20 protein-coding genes, 1 tRNA gene and 2 riboswitches are annotated in these 23,654 nt (G+C 64.7%); of the genes, 8 read left to right on the top strand and 13 right to left on the bottom strand.

Features of this window, described 5'->3' with window-relative positions; genetic code table 11:
* The first annotated feature begins 4 nt into the window (after window positions 1-4).
* Window positions 5-667: a hypothetical protein gene (locus K408_RS0122635; protein WP_024340787.1), complete on the top strand. Its 663-nt coding sequence runs from the start codon at window positions 5-7 to the stop codon at window positions 665-667.
* A 29-nt stretch (window positions 668-696) separates the two neighbouring features.
* On the opposite strand, the gene K408_RS0122630 is transcribed toward K408_RS0122635, so the two are convergent.
* A complete protein-coding gene (locus K408_RS0122630; RefSeq protein ID WP_024340786.1) occupies window positions 697-1,719 on the bottom strand; it encodes a methionine synthase in 1,023 nt (340 codons plus the stop codon).
* Window positions 1,720-1,851: 132 nt separating this feature from the next.
* Here K408_RS0122630 and K408_RS0122625 point away from each other — a divergent pair, with 132 nt between their 5' ends.
* The 3 genes from K408_RS0122625 (at window position 1,852) to K408_RS0122615 (ending at window position 4,273) form a co-directional block, all read left to right on the top strand.
* Window positions 1,852-2,553, top strand: a complete 702-nt coding sequence (locus tag K408_RS0122625) for a glutathione S-transferase N-terminal domain-containing protein (RefSeq protein ID WP_024340785.1) — start codon at window positions 1,852-1,854, stop codon at window positions 2,551-2,553.
* 134 nt (window positions 2,554-2,687) lie between these two features.
* On the top strand, window positions 2,688-3,296 hold the full coding sequence (locus K408_RS0122620; protein WP_024340784.1) for a 2-hydroxychromene-2-carboxylate isomerase: 609 nt from the start codon (window positions 2,688-2,690) through the stop codon (window positions 3,294-3,296).
* Complete coding sequence (locus K408_RS0122615) at window positions 3,296-4,273, top strand: NADPH:quinone oxidoreductase family protein (protein WP_024340783.1); 978 nt, start codon at window positions 3,296-3,298, stop codon at window positions 4,271-4,273. Before K408_RS0122620 ends, K408_RS0122615 begins: the two co-directional genes overlap by 1 nt.
* A gap of 97 nt (window positions 4,274-4,370) precedes the next feature.
* On the opposite strand, the gene K408_RS0122610 is transcribed toward K408_RS0122615, so the two are convergent.
* From K408_RS0122610 to K408_RS0122570, 9 genes are all read right to left on the bottom strand, one after another.
* Window positions 4,371-5,261 carry a crotonase/enoyl-CoA hydratase family protein gene (locus K408_RS0122610; RefSeq protein ID WP_024340782.1) on the bottom strand — a complete coding sequence of 297 codons (891 nt, stop codon included), beginning with the start codon at window positions 5,259-5,261 and terminating at the stop codon, window positions 4,371-4,373.
* A gap of 126 nt (window positions 5,262-5,387) precedes the next feature.
* Window positions 5,388-6,821 (bottom strand): amidase, encoded by a 1,434-nt coding sequence (locus K408_RS0122605; protein WP_024340781.1) that lies wholly within the window; start codon window positions 6,819-6,821, stop codon window positions 5,388-5,390.
* Entirely contained in the window at window positions 6,814-7,986 is a 1,173-nt protein-coding gene (locus K408_RS0122600) for a M20 aminoacylase family protein (protein WP_024340780.1), read from the bottom strand. The genes K408_RS0122605 and K408_RS0122600 overlap by 8 nt, the downstream gene beginning before the upstream one ends.
* Before the next feature lie 13 nt (window positions 7,987-7,999).
* A complete protein-coding gene (locus K408_RS0122595; protein WP_024340779.1) occupies window positions 8,000-9,505 on the bottom strand; it encodes a M81 family metallopeptidase in 1,506 nt (501 codons plus the stop codon).
* 215 nt (window positions 9,506-9,720) lie between these two features.
* Complete coding sequence (locus K408_RS0122590; protein ID WP_024340778.1) at window positions 9,721-11,370, bottom strand: ABC transporter ATP-binding protein; 1,650 nt, start codon at window positions 11,368-11,370, stop codon at window positions 9,721-9,723.
* Window positions 11,371-11,496: 126 nt separating this feature from the next.
* Entirely contained in the window at window positions 11,497-12,384 is an 888-nt protein-coding gene (locus tag K408_RS0122585) for an ABC transporter permease (RefSeq protein WP_024340777.1), read from the bottom strand.
* A 19-nt stretch (window positions 12,385-12,403) separates the two neighbouring features.
* The gene (locus K408_RS0122580) at window positions 12,404-13,345 is read right to left on the bottom strand and encodes an ABC transporter permease (RefSeq protein WP_024340776.1); all 942 of its coding nucleotides are present in this window, start codon (window positions 13,343-13,345) and stop codon (window positions 12,404-12,406) included.
* Between the two features lie 178 nt (window positions 13,346-13,523).
* Window positions 13,524-14,825 (bottom strand): D-amino acid dehydrogenase, encoded by a 1,302-nt coding sequence (locus tag K408_RS0122575; RefSeq protein WP_024340775.1) that lies wholly within the window; start codon window positions 14,823-14,825, stop codon window positions 13,524-13,526.
* Window positions 14,826-14,892: 67 nt separating this feature from the next.
* Window positions 14,893-14,998: riboswitch (glycine riboswitch) on the bottom strand.
* Between the two features lie 3 nt (window positions 14,999-15,001).
* Window positions 15,002-15,106, bottom strand: a riboswitch (glycine riboswitch).
* Window positions 15,107-15,201: 95 nt separating this feature from the next.
* Window positions 15,202-16,332, bottom strand: coding sequence for a M20/M25/M40 family metallo-hydrolase (locus K408_RS0122570; RefSeq protein WP_024340774.1), 1,131 nt, complete (start codon window positions 16,330-16,332; stop codon window positions 15,202-15,204).
* 269 nt (window positions 16,333-16,601) lie between these two features.
* Here K408_RS0122570 and K408_RS0122565 point away from each other — a divergent pair, with 269 nt between their 5' ends.
* Window positions 16,602-18,212 (top strand): ABC transporter substrate-binding protein, encoded by a 1,611-nt coding sequence (locus K408_RS0122565; protein ID WP_024340773.1) that lies wholly within the window; start codon window positions 16,602-16,604, stop codon window positions 18,210-18,212.
* A 277-nt stretch (window positions 18,213-18,489) separates the two neighbouring features.
* On the opposite strand, the gene K408_RS0122555 is transcribed toward K408_RS0122565, so the two are convergent.
* Both K408_RS0122555 and K408_RS0122550 read right to left on the bottom strand, forming a co-directional pair.
* Complete coding sequence (locus K408_RS0122555) at window positions 18,490-19,740, bottom strand: multidrug effflux MFS transporter (protein ID WP_024340771.1); 1,251 nt, start codon at window positions 19,738-19,740, stop codon at window positions 18,490-18,492.
* Window positions 19,741-19,870: 130 nt separating this feature from the next.
* Window positions 19,871-20,455 carry a TetR/AcrR family transcriptional regulator gene (locus K408_RS0122550; RefSeq protein WP_024340770.1) on the bottom strand — a complete coding sequence of 195 codons (585 nt, stop codon included), beginning with the start codon at window positions 20,453-20,455 and terminating at the stop codon, window positions 19,871-19,873.
* A gap of 85 nt (window positions 20,456-20,540) precedes the next feature.
* Here K408_RS0122550 and K408_RS0122545 point away from each other — a divergent pair, with 85 nt between their 5' ends.
* Both K408_RS0122545 and K408_RS0122540 read left to right on the top strand, forming a co-directional pair.
* Window positions 20,541-21,320: a crotonase/enoyl-CoA hydratase family protein gene (locus K408_RS0122545; RefSeq protein WP_024340769.1), complete on the top strand. Its 780-nt coding sequence runs from the start codon at window positions 20,541-20,543 to the stop codon at window positions 21,318-21,320.
* Window positions 21,321-21,511: 191 nt separating this feature from the next.
* Complete coding sequence (locus tag K408_RS0122540) at window positions 21,512-22,822, top strand: hypothetical protein (RefSeq protein WP_245265912.1); 1,311 nt, start codon at window positions 21,512-21,514, stop codon at window positions 22,820-22,822.
* 147 nt (window positions 22,823-22,969) lie between these two features.
* Here K408_RS0122540 and K408_RS0122535 read toward each other — a convergent pair.
* Window positions 22,970-23,058 (bottom strand) — tRNA-Leu (locus K408_RS0122535).
* A gap of 171 nt (window positions 23,059-23,229) precedes the next feature.
* Between K408_RS0122535 and K408_RS0122530 the strand changes: the two genes are divergently transcribed.
* Window positions 23,230-23,649: a hypothetical protein gene (locus K408_RS0122530; RefSeq protein WP_024340767.1), complete on the top strand. Its 420-nt coding sequence runs from the start codon at window positions 23,230-23,232 to the stop codon at window positions 23,647-23,649.
* The last annotated feature ends 5 nt before the right edge of the window (window positions 23,650-23,654 follow it).

Raw genomic sequence — 23,654 nt, 5'->3', positions numbered from 1 at the left:
GGGAATGGTGAGTAGTGAATCCCCAATTCGCAATTCGCCATTCGCTACCCGCCCCCTGCAAAACCGCGTCACGCCCACCGGCGAGATCATCGCCACGCCGCATCGCGGCCTGTTCACCGGCAATCGCGGTATCATCCATGATCCCGCGACGAAGACACTGCTGAACAAGCGCTGGTCGTCGCCGGCGTGGATTACATGCCTGTGTGAATTCCGCGGCTGGCGGCGCCCGGTGATGGCGCGGCGGAGCTGGACCGAGCTGTTCTTCCTCGACGAGGCCACCGCCTTTGCCGCGGGACACCGTCCGTGCTTCTTCTGCCGCCGTGACGATGCCAATCGCTTCCGCGCGGCATGGGAGAGGGGCAATGGCGCGAGCAAGGTGAGCGCAAAGGCGATGGACGCGCAGCTGCACCTGGAGCGGCTGCATCATGGTCGCAAGCGCCTGCATGCGCTGCCGGTGCAGCTTGCAGAACTGCCCGATGGCGCGATGGTGCAGCAGGGTGAGCAGAGCTTTCTGATGACGAGAGGCCGGCCGCTGCTATGGTCGCCGGCCGGCTATGCCCGCGTGGAGTACGAGCTGGAGGGCCCGATGCTGCTGACGCCACCCTCCACACTCCGCGCGCTCAATGCTGGATATCAGCCGGCGCTGCATCCGACCGCTCTGGACTAACTGGCAGGGCGATCTGCGGATCGCCGCCGTCACCCCAGCTTCTCGCGTGCCAGCGCGGCGCCGGCGCCGAGCGCCATCAGCTTGGCTTCTGCGATCTCCCGCCGCATCGGCGCCATGCCGCAATTGGTGGTGGCGATGATGTTGCTCTTGGGCACGAATTGCGACACCGCGTCGATCACCTTCACGACGTCCTCGGCGGTCTCCACCGTGTCGCTGGCGACGTCGATCACGCCGGCCTGCACGATCTTGGTCTTGAGCAGCGCCAGCAGGTCCAGCGGCACCTTGGAATTGCGGCACTCGATCGCGACCTGCTGGATCGGGCTCGCGTCGATCGCCGGGAAGATCTGCTCGTACTGCCGCCATTGGCTGCCGAGTGTCTCCTTCCAGTCGGTGTTGGCCTTGATGCCGTAGCCGTAGCAGATGTGCACCGCGGTGGCGCAGGTCAGGCCCTGCGCGGCGCGTTCCAGCGCCTTGATGCCCCAGTCGTTGACCTCGTCCATGTAGACGTTGAAGGCGGGCTCGTCGAACTGCACGAGATCGACGCCGTCGGCCTGCAATGCCTTGGCCTCCTCGTTGAGAAGCTCGGCGAAGGCGAAGGCCATCTTCACGCGGTCGCCATAATAGCGATCGGCAATCGTGTCGATGATTGTCATTGGGCCGGGCAGGGTGAATTTCAGCTTGTTCCTGGTGTGCGTGCGCGCCACGCGCGCCTCGAAGGCGTGCACGCGTCCCTTGAGCCGGAGCGGAGCGACCACCTGCGGCACCATTGCCTTGTAGCGGTCGTTTCGGATGCCCATCTCGACCTTGTGGGCGAAATCGATGCCCTCGATCCTCTCCAGGAAACCGTGGACGAAATGCTGTCGGGCCTGCTCGCCCTCGGTGACGATGTCGATGCCGGCGTCTTCCTGGATCTTCAGCCAGATCAAGGTCGCATCGCGCTTGGCCCGGAGCAGCTCGTCGCCGTCGGACTTCCAGGGCGCCCACAGCATGTTCGGCTCCGCCAGCCATTCCGGCTTCGGCAGGGAGCCGGCGATCGTGGTTGGAAACAGCATGGCGGCCCTCCCGGCAGGTTGTGTTGCGCCTCTTCCTGCCATGACTTAACCTCTAGGTACAGAACAACGAAAGTCGCTCTCCATTCGGAGACGACGATAGGGAAGGCCCGGGAAAGGCCGATGGAAAGGGCCGTGATCGATCTCTATTACGCACCGACGCCGAACGGCTGGAAAATCTCCATCATGTTGGAGGAGCTCGGGCTTCCCTACAGCGTGAAGCCTGTCAACATCCGCGCTGGCGAGCAGTTCAGCCCCGAGTTCCTCGCGATCTCCCCGAACAATCGCATCCCGGCGATCGTCGATCACGATCCCGCCGACGGCGGTGCTCCGTTTTCGGCCTTTGAGACCGGTGCGATCCTGATCTATCTCGCTGAAAAGACCGGACGGTTCTTGCCGGCGGACCTGCGCGGGCGTTCTGCCACCATCCAGTGGGTGATGTGGCAGATGGCGGGGCTGGGACCGATGCTCGGCCAGCACGGGCATTTTGCCCTCTACGCCGCAGAGAAAATCCCTTACGCGATCACGCGGTATCGCGACGAGTCGGCCCGTCTGTATGGGGTTCTTGACCGGCAGCTCGGCAAGACCGGTAGCTATGTCGCCGGCGACTATTCCATCGCCGACATCGCCTGCTTTCCGTGGGCCATGACTCACAAGGCGCAAGGCTTCACGCTCGATGACTATCCAAACGTGAAGCGTTGGTATGCCGCGGTCCGCGCGAGACCGCAGGTGCAGGCGGGGCTCGCGATCGGCAAGTTCGTGAAAGAGCCGTTCGACGAAGAATCACGCAAGATCATGTTCGGGCAACGGGCTAAGGAAGTGCTGGGAAAGAAGTAGACCGCTCGCCACGCCCGTCATTGCGAGGAGCCCTTGCGACGAAGCAATCCAGAATCTTTCGGGGCGACACTCTGGATTGCTCCGCTGCGCTCGCAACGACGAGAAGAGTGCCAATAACGCAACAAGGAAACGCCATGATCGAATTCTTCTTCGACTGTTCCAGTCCCTGGACTTATCTCGCCTTTCACAACATCCAGCCGCTCGCCAAGGAGCTCGGCGCGGAGATCGTCTGGCGGCCGATCCTGGTGGGCGGCATCTTCAACACGGTCAATCCGAGCGTCTATGCGCAGCGCGAGAAGCCGGTGCCGCTCAAGGCGCGCTACATGACGAAGGATCTTCAGGATTGGGCGCGCTCGGCCGGCCTGTCGATCAAGATGCCGCCGACGGTATTCCCGGTGAACAGCGTGAAGGCGATGCGCGGCTGCATTTGGCTGGGCAAAGACACGGTGCCGTTTGCGACGGCGGTGTTCGAAGCCTATTGGGGCGAGGACAAGGACATTTCGCAGGACGCGGTGCTCGCCGGGATCTGCAAGAAGGTCGGCATCGACGAGGCAAGATTCTTCGCCGGCATTGCTGAGCAAGGCATCAAGGACCAGCTCAAGGCCAATACGGAAGAAGTCGTGGCGCGCGGCGGCTTCGGTTCGCCGACGATCTTCGTGAACAAGACCGACATGTACTTCGGCAACGATCGGCTGCCGTTGATCCGCGAGGCGCTCATGCGCAGCAAGGCGAGCGCGGCCTGATGGTACGTGCTGTCGTTTGCCGTGAGCTTGGTGCGCCCGAGACGCTGCGGCTGGAGGAGTTTCCGTCGCGTGCCTTGAAGCCGGGCGAGGTGCGTGTCGCGATCCGGGCGGCCGGATTGAATTTCCCTGACGTGCTGATGGCGGCCGGCGAATATCAGCTCAAGCCGGAGTTGCCGTTCACCCCGGGCATGGAAGCTGCAGGCGATGTCACCGAGGTCGGGCAGGAGGCAACGGGCGTCGCGGTCGGCGACAAGGTGATCGTCAAGATGCGCCATGGTGCATTCGCCGACGAGGCCGTGGCCTCGCCGGCGCAGCTTACGCCGATGCCGTCGACCTTCGATTACGCGGAAGCTGCGACCTATCTCGCGGGCCACGGCACCGCCTATCATGCGCTGATCGATCGTGGCCGGCTCGAGCCGGGCGAGGTGCTGCTGGTGCACGGCGCCGGCGGCGGCGTCGGGCTTGCCGCGGTCGAGGTCGGCAAGATGCTGGGCGCGACCGTGATCGCAACGGCCTCCAGCGACGAGAAGCTGGCGATCGCGAAGTCGCGCGGTGCGGATCATCTCGTCCGCTACGATCGCGAGCCATTTCGCGATGCGGTCAAGCGCATCACCGAGGGTCGCGGGGCGGACGTGGTGTTCGATCCGGTCGGCGGCCAGATCTTTGAGGATTCGATGCGCTGCATCGCCTGGGGCGCGCGGCTGCTGGTGATCGGTTTCACCGGCGGCATCGGTTCGGCCAGGACCAATCTGTTACTGATCAAGGGTGCTAGTGTGCTCGGCGTGCGCGCCGGCGAAGCCGTGCGGAAGAACCCGGAGCTCGGCGAGATACGCCTGAAGGCGCTCTTGCAATGGGCGGAGGAGGGCAAGCTGCGTCCCAACGTCTCACACCGCCTGCCGCTGGCGGACTATGCAAAGGCCATGCGGCTGCTGCTCGACCGCAAGGCGATCGGGCGTGTGGCGCTGGTGATGGATTAGTTTCTACCAGCGTCATTCCGGGGCGATGCGGAGCATCGAACCCGGATTCTCGCGATCCCGGGTTCTCGCTTCGCGAGCCCCGGGATGACGCTCCGCCTCACTTGTACTCCCGCTCCGTCCACCACGGGAAATAGTCCGGCATGTCCGTCGACACCTTGTTCTTGAACTGTGCGGGACGCTTCTCCAGGAAGGACACCACACCTTCCTTCACGTCGTCCGAACGGCCGCGCGCGTAGATGCCGCGGCTGTCGACCTTGTGGGCCTCCATCGGATCGTCGGCGCCCATCATGCGCCACATCATCTGCCGGATCAGCGCCACCGAAACCGGCGCGGTCTTCGCGGCGAACTCCTTGGCGAGCGCGCGCGCCGTCGGCAGCAAATCATCGGGGGCCACGACCTTGCTAACGAGACGACCGGCAAGAGCTTCCTGCGCCGGGAAGACGCGGCCCGAATAGCACCATTCGAGCGCCTGCGAGATGCCGACGATCCGAGGCAGGAACCAGCTCGAGGCCGCCTCGGGCACGATGCCGCGCTGGGAGAACACAAACCCGAACCGTGCGGCTTCGGAGGCAATGCGGATGTCCATCGCAAGCTGCATGGTGACGCCGATGCCGACCGCTGGTCCGTTCACCGCGGCGATCACCGGCTTCAGGCATTTGAAGATGCGCAGCGTCACCTGGCCGCCGCCGTCGCGGACCTGCGGATCGCTGTAATCGACCTTGCCGTCGGGGAGGCGCTTCACCGGCCCACGTCGCGCATCGCGATCGAACGTGTCGGCGCCGGAGGAGAGGTCGGCGCCCGCGCAAAAACCGCGGCCGGCACCGGTGACGATAATGGCCCGGATATCGTCGTCCTTGTCCGCGGCATCGAACGCGTCGATCAGCTCGGCCTGCATCTGTGCGTTGAAGGCGTTGAGCTTGTCGGGCCGGTTCAGCGTGATGGTGAGGATCTGCTCGGCGACCTCGTATTTGATCGTCTCATACGCCATGGTGTTTCCTTCCTTGTCATTCCTTGAGTCAATTCTGTCATTGCCGGGCTTGACCCGGCAATCCATCTTTTTTGAGGGCGATGGATGCGCGGGTCGAGCCCGCGCATGACGAGTTGTGCTGTGACGCTAGTACGGCGTCTTGTGTGCAGGCGGCTTCGGCCAAGCCCGCTGCGGCCCCCGCAGGCCCTCGAACGCCTTGGCCATGCCGAGCACGCCGATATCGTCGAAGCGGCGGCCGACGATCTGCACGCCGATCGGAAAGCCGTTGGCGTCGAAGCCACCGTTGACGGAGATTGCAGGGTTTTCCGACATATTCCACGGCACGGTATAGGCGATGTGCTCGAACGGCTTCATCGGATCGTTGGTGGGCGAGGCCCATTCCGCCGGATAGTTCACGTTCGGTGCGGTCGGCGAGATCACATAGTCGAGCTCGCAAAAGAGCTTCGCCGCAGCAGCGCGGATCGCCATGGTCTGGTTGAAGCCGCGGATGACGTCGATGCCCGAGAGCTTGGCTCCGGACTCGCCCCATTTGAAGATATAGGGCAGCACCTTGGCCTGCTCTGCCGGGGTCAGCTTGGACAGGTCGTCCCACATCCGCGCGCGCCAGAAATTGTCGAGCCCGTCGAGCATGTCCCGCGTGAGAATGCCGTCGATTTCGGTGACGACGCTGCCTGCCGACTCGAACGCCTCAGCCGCCTTCACCGCGACCTCGCGCACCGGCTTCTCCGGCGGCAACCCGCATCCGGCATCGAGCATCAGGCCGATGCGCAGTTTCCGCGGCGACTTCTCGAGGCCCTTCCAGTTGAGCGGCTCGGCCGGCAGGCTCATGCCGTCGCGCCGGTCGGGCTTTGCGATCACGCTCATCATCAGGGCGCAATCATCAACCGTGCGCGTCATCGGGCCCGCAACGCGACCGACATAGCTGGGATCGATCGGCACGCGTCCGAAGCTCGGCTTGAGGCCGACGAGACCGCACCAGCCAGCGGGCAGGCGCACCGAGCCGCCGATGTCCGTGCCGAGATGGAGCGGGCCATAGCCGGCGGCCGCGGCGGCGCCTGCGCCCGCGCTGGAGCCGCCGGGATTCTTGGAGAGGTCCCAGGGGTTACGCGCCAGCGCGTGGAAGCTGGAGAGACCGGAGGACAGCATGCCGTAATCCGGCATGGTGGTCTTGGCGAAGATGATGGCGCCGGCCTCGCGCAGGCGCGCGGCAGGCGGGGCGTCCTTCTCCGCCGGCACGAGCTTGACGCTGGCCGCGCCCAGCGGCACCGGCACGCCCTTGGTCGCGATGTTGTCCTTCACCGTGACCGGGACGCCGTCGAGCGCACCCGACGGCTCGCCGCCGCTCCAGCGCGCGGTCGAGGCCTTTGCGGCCTCGCGCGCGCCGTCGGGATCGAATGCATAGAGCGCCTTGAGGTGAGGTTCCCACGCAGCGACGTGCGCGAGCACGTCCTCCAGCACCTCGCTCGGCGAGAATTGCTTGGCGCGATAGCCCGCGATCAGATCGACGGCGGAGAGATCGTGCAGCGAGGTGACCGCCTCTTCGGCGCTCTTCTTAGGCATTGCCGCCCACCGGCATGCGCGTCTCGACGATGCGGGCGAACATGCTGGCGCCGATCGGCAGGATCTTGTCGTCGAGCACGAAGCCGGGATTGTGCACGGGCACCGAGCCGTCATGGCCGACCCAGAAATAGGCGCCGGGGATGGTCTGCAGCATGTCGGCAAAGTCCTCGCTGCCCATCTTCGGCTGGGTGCGGGTGATCACGTTGGCGGGATCGACGATGGTGCGGGCGACCTCCTCAACCACCTTGGACTGCTCGACCTGGTTGACCAGCACCCCGAACGTGTCGCGGATGTCCACGTCGATCGCGCACTGATAGGCGCTCGCGATGCCTGCGCAGATCGTGCGGATGCGCTCGCTGATCATGGCGCGGACTTCGTTCGAGAAGGTCCGGATGGTGCCGCACAGATGCGCATCGCCCGGAATGACGTTGTAGGCCGAGCCGGCATGGATCTGGGTGATCGAGATGACGGCGGCCTGCAGCGGGTCGACGTTGCGGCTGACGATGGTCTGGATCGCCTGCGCCAGCGTCGTTGCGATGATCACGGCATCCTTGGAGCGCTCGGGCATCGCGCCATGCGCGCCATAGCCGGTGATGCGCAGATCGAAGAAGTCCGCGCCGGCCATCGCCGGGCCGGGCAGGATCGCGATCTCGCCATGGTTGAGGTCGGGCGCGTTGTGCAGGCCATAGAGTTCGTCGCAGGGGAACTTCTCGAACAACCCGTCCTTGATCATCGCGCGGGCGCCGCCGAGGCCTTCCTCGGCAGGCTGGAAGATCAGGTGCACGGTGCCGTCGAAGTTTCTGGTCTCTGCGAGGTAGCGTGCGGTGCCGAGCAGCATGGTGGTGTGGCCGTCATGCCCGCAGCCGTGGAAGCGGCCCGGGATTTTCGAGCTCCATTTCAGGTTGGTGTTTTCTTCCATCGGCAGCGCGTCCATGTCGGCGCGCAGCCCGATGCGCTTGCTGCCCGAACCCTTGCCCTTGATGACGCCGATCACGCCGGTGCCGCCGAGACCTCGATGCACTTCGATGCCCCAGCTCTTGAGCTTGTCGGCGACGATGCCGGAGGTGCGCACTTCCTCGAAGCCGATTTCGGGATGGGCGTGGAGGTCGCGCCTGATAGCGGTGAGTTCGTCGGCGTAACCGTCGATGCGGTCGATCGTGGGCATAGGGTCTGTCCAGTTAGCGTGAGGGAGGCGTGAAAACAGGGCCGTTCGGCTTGATGCGGATGCCCGGGCGCAGGCGCGTCCAGGGCAGGGAAGCGGTGTCCGCCGGCATCGCGCCGGGCGCGGCGCAGATCATCAGCTTCTCCGCGATCGGTTCGAAATCGGCGCGGAAATGCACCGAGCTCTTGTTGACCAGGATCTTCTGCGCGGTCGGCTCGATCCCGACATAGCGGTACATCGCCTGGTCGGCGAGCTGCGCCTTGTGCGAGGAGACGACGACGCGGACATCGCCGATGCGCAGGCACGCCGAGGGGCCCATCTCCATCTCGCGGCCGCCATAATAGGGACCGGGCGCGATGAACCGGCCGTCGGAGAGCTTCTCGACGACGAAGGTCTCGGTATAGGGTTCGTCGCCGGGAATGCCGGACTTGCCGCCGAGCGAGAGTGTTACCGCGGCGCCGGCGCCGGCTTCGTGCGCAGCTTTCGCCGACTCCGGATCGTAGATGACGCCCGTCGCAGCGCTCGCGTTGTTGCGCACCAGCGCTCGCAGCATGCCCGTCGTGTCCGAATCTCCGCCTGCGCCGGGATTGTCCTGGGTATCGGCGATGATGATTGGCTTGCTGGCGTTCCTCGAGAGTTCCATGGCGTGACGCACGCCGTCGTCGGGCGACCAGATCTTGCCGTCGAAATCGTCCTCGTGGCTCTCGATCAGTTTCACGATCGCATCGGCTGCGCGGTCGGCGTCCGCCTGCGTCTTGCCATAGGCGAACACGCTCGGCCCGCAATCGCGGAAATCCGCGGCCGGGAAGCCGGGCGCGAAAGACAGTGTCGGAACCGCGTCCCCTTCCAGCGCGGCGAGTTTCTCGTAGATGCCTTTGGTCGGCTGGTCATTGGTGCACTGCCAGCTGATCGGGATCAGGAACGGCAATTGCCGGAATGCTTTTGCGAAGCGCTGCTTCGTCTTCAGCAGCAGGGCCAGGTGCCGTGCACAGGCACGGCCGGTCTCTGCCATGTCGACGTGCGGATAGGTGCGGTAGGCGATCAGAGCGTCGGCATGCTCCATCATCTCGGGGGTAACGTTGGCATGCAGGTCGAGACTGGTGACCAGCGGAACGTCCTTGCCGATGACGCGGCGCACGCGCGCCAGGATCTCGCCTTCGCCGTCGTCGAGATGCTCGGTGACCATGGCGCCGTGCAGGTCGAGATAGACCGCGTCGACAGGTCCTGCGGCTGCTATCCCGTCGACCATCGCTTTGACGATGCGCTCGAAAGCGTCCTCGGTGACATGAGCCGACGGACTTGCTCCGCAGGCGATGGTCGGAACGAGTTCCCAGCCGTTCGCCTCGGCGCTGTCGACGAAGCCGGCGAGACCGACATTGATGCGCCGCATCACCTTCAAGACGTCGGCACCTTGGGTCATCGCCGGCCAGCCGCCGCCATGCTGGAAGTCCGCGAATGTGGCCTTGGTTGGAGCGAAGGTGTTGGTCTCGTGCAGGAAGCCGCCGACGGCGATACGTGTCATTCAGTTCGGTCCTAGATTGAAAGTGCGCGACGTTAGCCCCGGCATTGCGACGAGGGCAAGCTGGGAAGCAATCGCGCCATGCATAGGGTCAAGACGTTTTGGGAATGCTGCTGCGCTGTCATTCCGGGGCGCGCCTACTTGGGCGCGAACCATGGTGCGCAAAGCACACCAAAGCTCATCGCTTCGCGATGTCCCGGAATGACGGAGGGGAGATTTTACGCGCTGGCCATCACGCTCTCGGCCACCGGCCGGAAATTGGCAAAGTCCCAGTTGCGGCCCGGCGCGGCGTCCAGCAGCGCCTTGGTGTAGGCCTCCTTCGGATGCGTCAGCACTTCCCCGGCGGGGCCCTGTTCGACGACGCGGCCGTGCTGCATCACCACCACTTCGTCGCAGATCTGCGCGGCGACGCGTAGATCATGGGTGATGAACAGGATGGCGATGCCGAGCCGCTTCTGGATCTCGTCGAGCAGTTCCAGCACCTGCGCCTGCACGGAAACGTCGAGCGCGGAGACCGCTTCGTCCGCGACCAGCACGTCCGGATCGAGGGCGAGCGCGCGGGCGATCGCGATGCGCTGGCGCTGGCCGCCGGAGAATTGGTGTGGATAGCGCGACACGGCATCGGCGGGCAGGCCGACCAGCTCGAGCAGGTCGCGCGCCCGCTTCATTGCGTCAGCGTGCGCCGCGCCGTAGTTGATCGGACCTTCCGCGATGCTCTCGCCGACGGTGACCCGCGGGTTGAGCGAGCGATAGGGATCCTGGAACACGATCTGGATCTTCTGCCGGTGCGGCTGGAGCAGACGGCGCGAGATGTCGGCGATCTCGCGGCCGGCCAGGCGCACGCCGCCGGAGGTCGGATCGATCAGGCGCACGATGCAGCGTGCCACCGTCGATTTGCCCGAGCCGCTTTCGCCGACGATGCCGAGGGTGCGGCCCTTGCGCAGCGTCAGCGTGACCTTGTCGGCGGCGACGACCTCGCGGCCTTTGCCGAAGAAGGCGCGCTCCTTGTAGACCTTGGTGAGCTCGTTGGCCTCCAGCACCACGGGGTCGCGGCTCTCCTCGCGCGGCGCACGCGGCACCAGGCTCGGCACCGACGCGAGCAGGTTGCGGGTGTATTCCATGGTCGGATTGCGCAGAATGGTCTCGAGCGGACCGGTCTCGACCAGGCGGCCCTGCCGCATCACCGCGACGCGGTCGGCTATTTCGGCAACCACGCCCATGTCGTGAGTGATGAACAGCACGGCGGTGCCGTGATCGCGCTGCAATTCGCGGATCAGGCTCAGGATCTGCTTCTGAGTGGTGACGTCGAGCGCGGTGGTCGGCTCGTCGGCGATCAGCAGCTTCGGCTCCAGCACCAGCGCCATCGCGATCATGATGCGCTGGCGCTGGCCGCCGGAGAGCCGGTGCGGGTAGGAGGCGAAGATGCGCTCGACCTGGGGCAGGTGGACCTGCTCCATCATGTCGAGAATGCGCTTCTTGCGCGCCTTCGCGTCGAGATCGGTATGCGCGCGCAGCACTTCGTCGATCTGGCGGCCGACCGGCACCACCGGATTGAGCGCGGTCATCGGCTCCTGGAAGATCATGGCCATCTGCGTGGCACGGAGCTGGCGCAGGCGGCGATCGGTCGCGGTGAGCAGCTCCTCGCCGACCAGCTTGATGCTGCCGCCGGTGGGAACCAGCGTTCCCTTCGGCAGCAGGCCCATCGTGGTGAGCGACGTCACCGATTTGCCCGAGCCGCTCTCGCCGACGAGGCACAGCGTCTCGCGCTCGCGAACCTGGATCGAGATCCCGTCGATGATCTTCGGCCCGCCCGGCTTCTTGCCGACGGAGACGACGAGGTTGTTGATGTCGAGGACGGTGTTGGTCATCAGGTCACTCCGACGTCGTTGCGAGGAGCGAAGCGACGAAGCAATCCGGAGCCCATCCGCGGATGCAGACTGGATTGCTTCGCTTCGCTCGCAAGGACGGACAAGGGGGCAGGGCCGCGAGACAAATCACTTTGCCTCCCGCTGCTTCATGCGCGGATCAAGTGCATCGCGGGCGGCGTCGCCGATCAGGTTGATGCTGAGGATGGCGATCGAGAGCAAAAGACCGGGCCAGAAGATCAGCGACGGCTTGATCTGGAAGTACTGGCGGCCCTCGGCCATGATGTTGCCCCAGGTCGGCGTCTCCGGCGAGATGCCGGCGCCGAGGAAGGAGAGGATGGCTTCGGTGAGGATGGCGCTCGCGCAGACATAGGTGCCCTGGACGATCAGCGGCGCGATGGTATTCGGCATCAGGTGCCGCAGCATGATTTTCGGCAAGCTGGAGCCGACCGAGATCGCGGCTTCGACGTAAGGCTCCTCGCGTGCCGAGAGCACGACCGAGCGCACCAGGCGCGCCACGCGCGGGATCTCCGGAATCGTGATTGCGATCAGCACGGTCCAGAGGCTGGCGCCGGACAGCGACACCACCGCGATCGCGAGCAGGATGCTCGGCATCGCCATCAGGCCGTCCATGACGCGCATCAGGATCGAATCGACCAGCTTGAAAAAGCCGGAGACGAGCCCGATCGCGAGCCCGATGGCGATCGACAGGATCGCCGCGCCGATGCCGATCAGAAGCGAGATGCGGCCGCCATAGATCACGCGCGACAACAGGTCGCGGCCGTAGGCGTCGGTGCCGAGCAGGAATTGTGCGGAGGACGGCTTGAGCCGCTGCGACGGTGCGAGCTGGATCGGATCATGCGGCGCGATCAGCGGCGCGAGGATCGAGACCACCACGATCAAGGTGAGCAGGACCGTCGCCGCGGCGATGATCGGCGTCGAGGTGAGGAATCCGAATCGAGGCCGCAGCGGCGACGTGATCGGAATGGAGGACTGGGGAAGGGTATCGACGGACATTGTGTTCTTAATCCTTGCCTCAGTACCGGATCCGGGGATCGAGCAGGGTATAGGCGACGTCGATGAGAAGATTGACGACGACGTAGATGAACGATGTCAGGAGGATCATCGCCTGGATCACCGGATAATCGCGCGCCAACACCGCATCCACGGTGAGGCGGCCGATGCCGGGTATGTTGAACACGCTCTCGGTGACGACCACGCCGGAGATGAGCAGCGCGAAGCCGGTGCCGATCACGGTGATCACGGGCACCGCCGCGTTGCGCAGCGCATGGCGCATCATCACTGCAACCTCGTTGATGCCTTTTGCGCGCGCCGTGCGCACATAGTCCTCGCCGAGCACGTCGAGCATCGCCGCGCGCGTCATGCGGGCGATCAGCGCGATGTAGATGAAGGAGAGGGCGCAGGTCGGCAGGATGATGCGCTCGAAGAACGGCCCGAAGCCGCTAAAGATGCTGCGGAAGCCTTGCACCGGCACCCAGCGCAGTTCGATGGCGAAGACCTGGATCAGCACATAGCCGACCACGAACACCGGTACCGAGAAACCGAGCACGGACAGACCCATCACGAAGCGATCGATCCAGGTGCCGTGCTTCCAGGCCGCGATCACCCCCAAGGGGACGGCGACGATCACGGCGAGGATGATGGTTGAAAGCGCAATCGAGATCGACGGCTCGACGCGCTGGCCGATCATCTTCATCACCGGCAGGTTGGAGATCAGCGAAGTCCCGAGGTCGCCGTGCAGCAGCTTGTTCACCCAGGTGACGAACTGCACGATCAGGGGCTCGTTGAGGCCAAGCGAGGTGCGGATGCGCTCGAGCCGTTCCGGCGTTGCGTTGTCGCCGGCGAGAATCGCCGCGGGGTCGCCCGGCGTCAGCCGCAGCAGCAGGAACACGAACAGGGCGACCACGCCCATCACGGGTACCGCGGCCAGAACGCGGCGAACAAGATAACCTAGCATGCACCTATCTCCGGCTGCGGAACTTGTGGGGCCCTGGGGCGCCTGTGAACTCTGTCGTGTCTATCATGCCTACCACATAGGCTGGAAAGGTCGCCCGGACACGCCGCCCTCTCGGGGCAAATTGTGTGCCAAGGGCTGCGCTGGAGCAAGAGGACGGCATGTCTCGGGCGCCGGCCACTCAGGATGCCTGCCGTAGTTCACGCTCAACCCCAAGTGAAGGTACCGTCGGCGGCGCGTTGAGTCCGCGCCAACCGTCGATGGTCTGGGCAATCATCTGCGCCGTCGCCGCCGATAAAGTCCAGCCGAGATGGCCGTGGCCGGTGTTGAAGAAGACCCCCGGTATCCGCCCTGCGCGCACGACCGGCATCATGTTCGGCATCATCGGGCGCAGCCCGGCCCACGGCACGACGCGCGAGGTCTCGACCGCGGGGAAGTTGATGCGCACCCAGTCGATCAGCGGCTGCACGCGGTCGGCGCGGATGTCGCGGTTGAAGTCGTTGAACTCGGCGGTGCCGGCGACGCGAAAGCGGTCGGCGCCGAGCCGGCTGGTGACGATCTTGGCGGCCTCGTCGAGCAGGCTGACCGTCGGGGCGGCATTGCGGCTTTCGGCGGTGTCGAGCTGCACGGTGATCGAGTAGCCCTTCACCGGATAGACGTTGACGCGCTCGTCGAGCAGGGCGGCGAAGTGCCGGCTCGCAACGCCCGCGCAGACCACGACGCCGTCCGCCTTCAGCATGCCGCGGGCCGACGCGCCGGCATCGCTCGCGGCGAGATCGGCCCAGCCGACGACGAAGCCGCTGCCGGCACGTGCGATCGAATCGATGTTGGCTTCGTGAACGAAGGTCGCGCCGCGCCGCTTGCAGGCTTCCGCCAGCCCGCGGGTGAACTTGTGGATATCGCCGGTGGCATCCGACGGCGTGTAGAAGCCGCCATAATAGTCGTTGCGCAGCGTCGGCTCGATCGCGCGGATCTCGTCCGGAGTCACCGGGCGGCGGTCGAGGCCGCCTTCCTGCAGCAGCGCGTTGACGCGCAGACCGGATTCGAAGCCGGCCTTGTCGCGATAGATGTGGAGGATGCCGCGGCGTTCGAGATCGAAGTCGATGCCCTCGCGCGACGCGATGTCGAACAGGTGCCGGCGCGCTTCGATTGCGAGCCGCGTGGTCTCGATCGTGTTGGACCGGTAGTTGCCGATATTGGCGACGAACTCGCTCATCCACGAATATTTGTGCCAGTTCGGCCGCGGGTTCATCAGCAGCGGCGCGTCGCGCCGAAACATCCAGCGCAGGCCCTTCAGGATCGTCGCGGTGCTGTTCCACACCTCGGCATTGCTGGCGGAGAGCTGTCCGCCATTCGCAAAGGACGTCTCCATTGCAGCGTAGCGGTGCCTGTCGAGCACCGTCACCTTGTAGCCGCGTTCGAGCAGGGCATAGGCGGTCGTGACGCCGGTAATGCCGGCGCCGATGATGGCGAGATGAGTCATGATGAGGTTCGGGGCTCCCGTGTTTAGAGTCGGCTAACCGCCGGCCGAAGGCCGTTGGCGGCGCCCCATCTGTCACGGTTACCTGAGAGCTTGATCCGCTGCGGATCTCGCAACGGACTATCCCCTTCGGTGGACGTCGCGATTGCCTGAAATCGCGCCGCCTCTCTCCAGATCGTCCTGACGAAACGGTCCTTTTGCCTGAGAGTTTCCGGGGCGGTTGCTCCGTCGGCGCCGCAACGAAGGCTTAGAACCTTCGTCGCGATCTCTCCCGCATCGTCGCGTGGACGGCCGAGCAGTACGATACGCCTCATTTTTAGACAAGGCTAAATTTCGACCGCGACTGCCAATGCATTGTGCAGTGCAAAGTTGATTCAATTTATTCCAACGTCGCCAGCAGCCCGGCCATCAACCGGCCGCGCTCCACCAGGCTCTCGACCTCGATGAACTCTTCGAGCGTGTGGCCATTGCCGCCGCGCACGCCGAGACCATCGAGCGTCGGGATTCCCATGGCACCGGTGAAGTTGCCGTCGGAGCCACCGCCCGAGCTTGCATGTGGCAACTCCATGCCAAGAGACTTGGCGATGCCGCGCGCCTTCTCATAGAGCGCCATGGTGCCGGCATCCGGCTCCCAGACCGGACGCGTGACGCCGCGCGTGACCTTGAAGGTGACGTCGTTGTTGGTGCCCGAAAGCGCAAGCATCCTCTCGACGCCGCGGTCGAGATCGGCCTGGCGCTTGGCCATGGAGAGCGCCTCGCCGGTCGCGGTCGTGGCAACACAATTGACCCATTGTCCGCCGTTGACGACACCGACCGAGAAGGTGCAGTCCTCCGTCGTCATCGCGTCGATCGCGAGGATCTGCCGGGCCATCTCGCGGATCGCCGAGCGTCCTGCCGACAGCGTGGCACCGGCGTGACTCGGCCGTCCCGTCGCCTCGAGATTGAAGCGTGCGATGGCGTAGCGTCCGGTGGTGACGCCGTTGTCGGCACGGCCGGGCTCCGGCACCAGCACGTATTTGTTGCGCGCGGCCTCAGCCTCGATGATGTCGCGGGTCGAAGGCGTGCCGACCTCCTCATCCGGCGTGAACAGCACGGTGATCGGCAGCGGCGTGGTGAAGGAGGCGCGCGCCAGTTGCCGGATCGCTTCCAGCGAGAGGTAGTTGCCGCCCTTCATGTCGTAGATGCCGGGGCCGTAGCACTTGTTACCCTCGCGCCGCCATTTCAGCTTCTCGATGGTGCCGACCGGGTGGACGGTATCCATGTGCCCGGCGATCAGGATGCCCGGCTCGCCCTGCTTCGGATGGGGAAAGCGCGCGCGGATGACGCCGCCAAAACCCTGCCGGCCGGCGATGCGTTCGATCGTCGCACCCATGATCGCCATATCCCGCGCTGCGATATCAAGCATGCGGTCCACCGCACCTGCGTCCCAGGTCGGGCTCTCGCATTCGACCCAGCCGCGCAGGCCCTCGAGCATCGCCTCGGAATCAAAGGGGAGATTGGCAGGATTCATCTTAATGTCTCTCAAGCTTCGAAAGGTGGAACGCGCATTGCATCAGCGCGGGGCGGGACAAGCGGAGGGTGTTGTAGAGCTAAATCGATCTTTGTGGAGCCCGTGCGCGCGCCGCGAGGGCTTGCAACGAAACCGGATTGACGCGCTCGGCACGGTCTGCAAGTCTCGAAAAGACAAAGGCATTGCATGAAGTTAGTTCGCCCAACGAATGAACCTCATGCTTAACCAATAGCCTGCCTTTGAACAGTTTCACGTCAGGAGAACTTTCTATGTTTCACTTCATGCGCCGGGGGCCTCGCGCATTCGCCTCCAAACTTGCGCTGTCGGTCGTCGCGCTTTCGACCGCGCTGGCCTCGCCCGTGCTTGCCGCCGGGAAGACCATTACGGCCGTGATGCATTCCGATCTCCGCATCATCGACCCGATCTTCACCACGGCCTACATCACGCGCGACCATGGCTATATGGTCTACGACACGCTGCTGGCCACCGATTCAAGCTTCAAGGTCCAGCCGCAGATGGCGGACTGGAAGGTCTCCGACGACAAGCTCACCTACACCTTCACCCTGCGCGACGGCCTGAAGTGGCACGACGGCGCGCCGGTCACGGCCGAAGACTGCGTCGCCTCGCTGAAGCGCTGGGGCAAGAATGACGGCATGGGCCAGAAGCTCATGGACTTCACGGCGAGCATCGAGGCAAGCGATGCCAAGACCATCGTGCTCAAGCTGAAGGAGCCCTACGGGCTGGTGCTCGAATCCATCGCCAAGCCTTCGTCGCTGGTGCCGTTCATGATGCCCAAGCGACTCGCCGAAACGCCGCCCGGCAAGCAGATTTCCGAGCAGATCGGCTCGGGTCCGTTCAAGTTCGTGCAGGGTGAATTCCAGCCCGGCGTGAAGGCGGTCTATGTCAAGAACACCGACTACGTGCCGCGCAACGCGCCGGCCAGCTGGACCGCCGGCGGCAAGGTTGTGAAGGTGGACCGCGTGGAGTGGATTACCATGCCGGACTCGCAGACCGCCGTGAACGCACTGCAGTCGGGCGATATCGATTTCATGGAGAACGTGCCCTGGGACATGCTTCCGGTCCTTGAGGGCAACAAAGACCTGAAGATCGAGGTGCTGAACAAGTTCGGCTTCCAGACGCTTGGCCGCATGAACTTCCTGCTGCCTCCCTTCGACAATCCCAAGGTGCGCCGCGCTGCACTTCTGGCGATGAACCAGAAAGACGTGTTGGACGCGCTTGTCGGAAATCCGAAATTTTACAAGATCTGCGGCGCCTTCTTTGTCTGCGACACGCCGCTCGCCTCGGAGATCGGCTCGGATACTTTGGTGAAGGGCGGCGGCATGGCGGAGGCCAAGAAGCTGCTTGCGGAATCCGGCTATGACGGCACGCCGATCGCCATCATGGCACCGGGCGACGTCACCACTCTGAAGGCGCAGCCGATCGTCGCGGCGCAGCTGCTCCGCGAGGCCGGCTTCAAGGTCGATCTCCAGGCAACGGATTGGCAGACCGTGGTTGCCCGCCGCGCCGGCCAGAAGCCGGTGAAGGAGGGCGGCTGGAATATGTTCTTCACCAACTGGGTTGCCGCGGACGTGATGAATCCGATCGCCAACGTCTCGATTGGCGGTCGCGGCAAGAACGGCGGCTGGTTCGGCTGGGCGGAAGACGCCAAGATCGAAGAGCTCAAGGATGCTTTCGTTCGCGCCTCGTCAGCAGATGCGCAGAAGAAGATCGCAGCCGACATTCAGAAGCAAGCCATGGAGCAGGTCATCTACATTCCGCTCGGCCAGTATCAGGCCCCGAGCGCCTGGCAGAAGTCACTGAAGGGTGTGCTCGACGGCCCGGCGACCCCGGTATTCTGGAATATCGAGAAGTCGGAATAGCCTTCGTCTGAAATGCGAGCGGCGCCGTGGGTCTCCCACGGCGCCTTTTCTATTGGGCGATAGTTACGGAGCTTCTGTTAGCAGTGGCTGTCGCGCAGCTGCTCGAGCCCTTCGCTCATGAATGGCAAGCTGGGGTCCGGCCGCTCGCCGGGCGAAGGACGTTGCTGTGACGCCGGCCGTTCGATCTCCCACGCGGGGTGATCGGGTCTGCTCTCTTGTTCCATCTCGGCATCCTCTCGATTGCTGCGGTACAACATCGAGAGCTCCGGGATGTTCCTCAGCTGACTGGACGATGATGCGGCCTGAACAGGCGGCCCTTCTCAACCACCAGCACGATCCCGAGTGCGGCGAGGGTCGATAGGAAGAAGCCGACCGAGAACGGCAGCAGCGTGCCGTCGAAGCTCTGGCCGATCGCCATGCCGACCGCGATTCCGATCAGCGTCGTGATCGAGCCGTAAAGCGAAGAGGCGGTGCCGGCGATGTGTCCCTGCGGCTCCATGGCGAGCGCGGTGAAGTTGGCGACCATCATGCCGAATGAGAACATCATCAGGGCGGAGAGCAGCATGAACAGTGAGAGCGGCAGCACGCCGAGGATTTCCGTCAGCAGCATCACGCCGGCCACTAGCGTATAGAGCGTCAGCGCCCCGTGCGAGATCGCGCGCATGCCGAGTCGCCCGACCAGCCTTGCGTTGAGGAAACCGGCGATGGCGGTGCCGGCGGCGATCGCCGCGAACGCGAGCGGGAAGTATTGGCCGAGATGGTAGATGCCGGTGAAGACCTGCTGGGCGCAGAAGACATAGGCGAACAGCGCGCCGATGACGCTGCCGGCAGCCGTCGCATAGCCGATGGTCTGGCGATTGGTCACGGTCTGCCGGAAGGCCGAGAGCACGTCGGCGGGCGCCAGCGACCTGCGTTCGGATTCGGGGAGTGTTTCAGGCAGCCGCAGCACGCACCATGCGAGCGCGAGCAGGCCGTAGAGCATCAGCACCACGAAGATGCCGCGCCACGCCGTCACCAGCAGCACCGCCTGCCCGAACGAGGGAGCGATCACGGGCACCGCGATGAACACCATCATCGCGAGCGACATCACGCTCGCCATGCGGCGGCCGACATAGCAGTCGCGCACGATGGATGTCGCAATCACGCGGGTCGCCGAGGTACCGAGCCCCTGCAGCGCGCGCGCCAGCAGCAGCGTCTCGAAAGAGGGCGCTGCGACCGCCAGCACGCTTGCCACTGCATAGACGGCCATGCCGCCGAGCAGCACCGGCCGGCGGCCGAAGCGGTCCGACAGGGGGCCCATGACGAACTGGCCGGCACCGAAGCCGATCAGGAAAGTCGACAGCACCAGCTGGAGATGGTTCGCGACGGGAATCTTGAAAGCTGCCCCGATATTAGGCAGGGCCGGCAGCATCATGTCCATCGCAAGCGGATTCAGCGCCATGATGGACGCGATCACGATGACGAATTCTGGAAACCCCATCGGGCGGTGTCCGGTAGACACCCAATCGTCGGCATTGACGTCAGACAAGAAGCTCACCCCTGAAATTGAGCGATCTACCTATCGTTGATGCTGCGGTGCACAACCCATGTTTCGGGATGGCTGGCAGGCGGAGCAGGGGCGGACAACAATTGGTGAGGTCGCCGTCGCGACGGTTGCCTCAATCGGGTCGGGTTGCCGCCTGCTCGACCAGGCCGCGCGCCAATTGTCCTGCAGCCTCGACATAGTCCAGGTCGCGATGGATCAGCATCACGGTCGTGGCGCCATCGAGCAGGATGACGAGCTGGCGCGCGAGCGCGCTTGCATCGGCCACGCCGTGATCTCGCAACTCCGATTGAAGCCATGCTTCAAAACGCTTCTTGTGTGCCGCGCCGGCCTTGACGGCCGGATGGGCCGGCGTGTTGGCGAGCTCGGCGATCGTGCGCAGGAAGCCGCAGCCCCGCCAGCGCGGCGTATCCACGGAGCGGCCGAGCTTGGCGAAGAGACCGCGGATCTTGTCGGCTACGCTCCCGTCGGTCTCGGCGAACCATCGCATGTAGAGTTCGAGCGTCGGCTGGTCCCGGGCCGCGATGGTTTCCGCAACGAGCTCGTCCTTGCTGGCGAAGTGATAATAGAGCGTCTTCTTGGTGACGCCGGCCTTCTCGGCGACCGCATCCATGCTGACCGCCTTGATGCCTTCGCCATAGAACAGGCGCGTCGCCGCAACGACGATCTGCTGGCGCGTTATATCGCCTCTTCCCGACATCTCATTTGTATACTGCCTAGTGAGTATACATGACAAGTTTGATGTGGCTGACTTCCTGCGTGTTCGACCTGGAAGGAGCCGCAAATTGTCCGACTTGATCTTGATCGAGATGCGGGGCGCCGTCGCGCTGCTGACGTTCAATCGCCCGAGCAAGCTCAACGCACTGAGCTACGCGCTCATCGATCGCCTGATGGCCGTCCTCGACCGCATCGAGGACGATGCGAATGTCCGGGCGGTGGTTCTGACCGGGGCCGGGGATCGCGCCTTCTCGGCGGGCGCCGACATTGCCGAGTTCTCCGAGAGCGTGAGGTTCGGGCCGGACATTGCAGTCAAGGATTTCGTGCGACGCGGGCAGGCGATGACGGCGCGCATGGAATCATTTCCGAAGCCGATCATCGCCGCCGTCAACGGCATCGCCTTCGGCGGCGGCTGCGAGATCACGGAAGCCGTGCATCTGGCAATCGCCAGCGAACGGGCGAGCTTCGCCAAGCCCGAGATCGCGATCGGGATCACGCCGACCTTCGGCGGCACGCAGCGCTTGCCGCGGCTCGCCGGCCGCAAGCGGGCATTGGAATGCCTCTTGACCGGGGAATCCTTTTCACCACAGCGCGCCGTGGAGCTGGGATTGGTCAACCGTGTCGTTCCGCACGGACAGCTTCTCGACGCGGCCTTCGGGCTGGCGGATCGGATCGCGCGGCATTCCCACCTGGCGGTCGCCCGCGTCATCACGGCCGCCACGCGGGGCCTGAACGTCTCGATCGCGGAGGGCCTCGCCATCGAAAGCGAGCAGTTCGCGCGGATGGCGGCGACACAGGACACCCGAAAGGCGCTCGATGCCTGGCTGGCCCCTCGCGCGTCGCGGTAGGCGCCCGCGGTTCGTTGGCGCCAGCGAGTTCCCGCGATCGGAGGTCGGCCGGCAACCAGGGATTCACCATAAGGTCGGGCACAGGACGTCGGGGAGATGAATCTGCAACCCATCCTGACCATTGTGGCAGGACCGGCTGCCGCGGCGGCACCGGAAGAAACAGGCGAAACAGGGGGCCGCCCGTGTCCGACATGTCCGGTGCTGCACGATGGCTGGAGCCCGCGGCCGCCACGACTGGCAGGCGCAACGTCTGGCTTGCCTGCCTGATCGCGCTGACGGCGCTGCTGGTGCTCGGCAATCTCGCCAACGATGCAACGCTCGATGTGAAATTTGGCTGGGACGTTCGCGTCAATTGCGCGGCGGTCGATGCATATGCCGAAGGGCGCGATCCCTATTTCGTCAAGAACCTGAAGGGCACCAAGCTCTCTTATCCCTACCTGCCGGTGACGCTGGACGTTTTCCGTCCCCTCTGCGCGGGTGGTGTTCTGGTCGATCATTACAGAAGCATTTTTCTCGTGCTTGGCGTGCTCTGCGGGTTGCTCTTGCCCGGCCTTGCCCGTGCGCGCCCGAGCCCGCGCGACATTGCGCTCCGGGTGCTCTGCGCGATCGGCGCGTTCGTCGGTTTCGAATGGGTGCAGGCATCGGGGAATTTTGCGATTCTGAGCGGTGTGCTGACTGCGTTCGCGCTCAGGCTCTTGCTTCGTCCGCTTGGATCGGAAGCGCAGGGAGAACAAGGCTTCTCGTCGCGCCTCGCCGGCGCTGCGCTGCTCGGCCTCGTGACCTCGTTCAAGCTGGTGTTCTTCCCGGTGCTGGCGGCGCTCTATTTCCTGCCGCTGCCGCGCGTCCGCAAGCTGGCCTTGATCGCGGCGGCGATCCTCAGCTTTGCCGTGCCGATCCTGATATCCAAACTGCTGTATCCCGATCTGTTCGCAAGCTGGCGGCTCGCGATGGCGGCGCAGATTCCCGACCAGCATTTTGTCGACTTGCTGGAGACAAATCCATCGTTGCTGCTGCTGGCGCAGAGCCTCATGGATTACGCCGGGCTCGGTAACGTCAAGCCGGCACTGTTCGCGGCCTATGCGCTCGCAGCACTCGCGCTCGTGCTCGTGCCGTTCGGCCTTGCCGTCCTGCGCGTGGTGGGCCGCGGCCCCGCGGGGGAAGGGGGATCGCTTCTGATCCGACTTGATCTCTGGCTGAGGGATCATCCTCGCACGGCCATGCGCGTCACCGTGCTCGCCATGTTCGCGCTCTATCTCAGCTCACCGCGTCTCAAGGAATATGCCTTCTTCGAGCTCGCGCTCTATGCCGCCATCCTCATCGTCGATCTTCCCGCCATGGCGCTCGCCGCCGTTCTCGGCGTCGGCATCGCGTTCCCGACGCTGATCTCGCTTCTTGGGGGACCATTCGAGGGTAGTTTCATCCTCCTCGTCGTCGCCCTGATCTGCTTCTGGATCGTGTTGCTCGATTTCCGCGCGGAGCCCGAGCGCCTCGAGCGCGGCTAGCTCGTTCGGCGGCCGAGCTTCTCGTCTGAATTGCTAGCGACAAGCCGCTGGAGCGCCTTCCCGCGGATGGCCAGCCAAAGACGGTTGCGCGACGCTCAGGGCGGCACTCCAAGCGAAATGCATTGAGCGTGCCGAGAAAATCTCGGGTGGTGCGGGCAGCCGGGGTCGAACCGGCACAGCGCTTGCGCACCGAGGGATTTTAAGTCCCTTGCGTCTACCAATTCCGCCATGCCCGCTTGATCCAACGAGATCAAACACTTAAGTCCATCCCCGGTCTGGAATTGGCGTGTTGCTCGAGCCCGGGGACGGTCCTTCCTTAAGCGAGCCGGGCGCACAAGGCAAAGCCTCAATCCCGACATCTGTTGTTGCTTTAGGCATTCTCAATCCACGGGGGCTATTCATCCGGCATGGTTGCTTCGTTGTCCTCTTCGCTGCGCGGCTTCGGCGCGCTCCTCGCGCTGCTGGCAGCGGGTGCCGCGCTGTCCGGCTGCGCCGGCATGAGCGAGACGATCGCGCCTGCCTTTGCCGATCCCGCCAAATACGAATTGTACGACTGCAAGCAGCTGGAGACCGAGCGCAAGCAGCTCGACAAGCGCACCGAGGATTTGCAGAAGCTGATGCAGAAGGCCGAGACCGGGGCGGGTGGCGCGGTCGTGTCCGAGCTCGCCTATCGCAACGACTATATCGCCGTGCGAGGGCAGGCCCAATTGGCCGACGACGCCTGGCGCCGCAACAGGTGCCGGGAGACGCCCGAGCCGGTGCCGGCTGCCGAGCCGCCGTCGCCCGTCGCCAAGCCCGCCTCGAAATCCGGAAGAACGCTGCGCTGAGGCGC

The sequence above is a fragment of the Bradyrhizobium sp. in8p8 genome (assembly GCF_000426845.1).
Lineage (GTDB): Bacteria > Pseudomonadota > Alphaproteobacteria > Rhizobiales > Xanthobacteraceae > Bradyrhizobium > Bradyrhizobium japonicum_C.
The sequence above is the reverse complement of the archived record's forward strand: the minus strand, read 5'-3'. Positions and strand labels throughout refer to the sequence as shown.

Coding starts and splice junctions, on each gene's coding strand:
- K408_RS0122630 (WP_024340786.1), bottom strand. CDS start 1,719: ATGCTGTTTCCAACCACGATCGCCGGCTCCCTGCCGAAGCCGGAATGG.
- K408_RS0122635 (WP_024340787.1), top strand. CDS start 5: ATGGTGAGTAGTGAATCCCCAATTCGCAATTCGCCATTCGCTACCCGC.
- K408_RS0122580 (WP_024340776.1), bottom strand. CDS start 13,345: ATGCTAGGTTATCTTGTTCGCCGCGTTCTGGCCGCGGTACCCGTGATG.
- K408_RS0122590 (WP_024340778.1), bottom strand. CDS start 11,370: ATGACCAACACCGTCCTCGACATCAACAACCTCGTCGTCTCCGTCGGC.
- K408_RS0122620 (WP_024340784.1), top strand. CDS start 2,688: ATGATCGAATTCTTCTTCGACTGTTCCAGTCCCTGGACTTATCTCGCC.
- K408_RS0122530 (WP_024340767.1), top strand. CDS start 23,230: ATGGTTGCTTCGTTGTCCTCTTCGCTGCGCGGCTTCGGCGCGCTCCTC.
- K408_RS0122600 (WP_024340780.1), bottom strand. CDS start 7,986: ATGCCCACGATCGACCGCATCGACGGTTACGCCGACGAACTCACCGCT.
- K408_RS0122570 (WP_024340774.1), bottom strand. CDS start 16,332: ATGAATCCTGCCAATCTCCCCTTTGATTCCGAGGCGATGCTCGAGGGC.
- K408_RS0122575 (WP_024340775.1), bottom strand. CDS start 14,825: ATGACTCATCTCGCCATCATCGGCGCCGGCATTACCGGCGTCACGACC.
- K408_RS0122550 (WP_024340770.1), bottom strand. CDS start 20,455: ATGTCGGGAAGAGGCGATATAACGCGCCAGCAGATCGTCGTTGCGGCG.
- K408_RS0122605 (WP_024340781.1), bottom strand. CDS start 6,821: ATGCCTAAGAAGAGCGCCGAAGAGGCGGTCACCTCGCTGCACGATCTC.
- K408_RS0122540 (WP_245265912.1), top strand. CDS start 21,512: ATGTCCGGTGCTGCACGATGGCTGGAGCCCGCGGCCGCCACGACTGGC.
- K408_RS0122585 (WP_024340777.1), bottom strand. CDS start 12,384: ATGTCCGTCGATACCCTTCCCCAGTCCTCCATTCCGATCACGTCGCCG.
- K408_RS0122610 (WP_024340782.1), bottom strand. CDS start 5,261: ATGGCGTATGAGACGATCAAATACGAGGTCGCCGAGCAGATCCTCACC.
- K408_RS0122565 (WP_024340773.1), top strand. CDS start 16,602: ATGTTTCACTTCATGCGCCGGGGGCCTCGCGCATTCGCCTCCAAACTT.
- K408_RS0122595 (WP_024340779.1), bottom strand. CDS start 9,505: ATGACACGTATCGCCGTCGGCGGCTTCCTGCACGAGACCAACACCTTC.
- K408_RS0122615 (WP_024340783.1), top strand. CDS start 3,296: ATGGTACGTGCTGTCGTTTGCCGTGAGCTTGGTGCGCCCGAGACGCTG.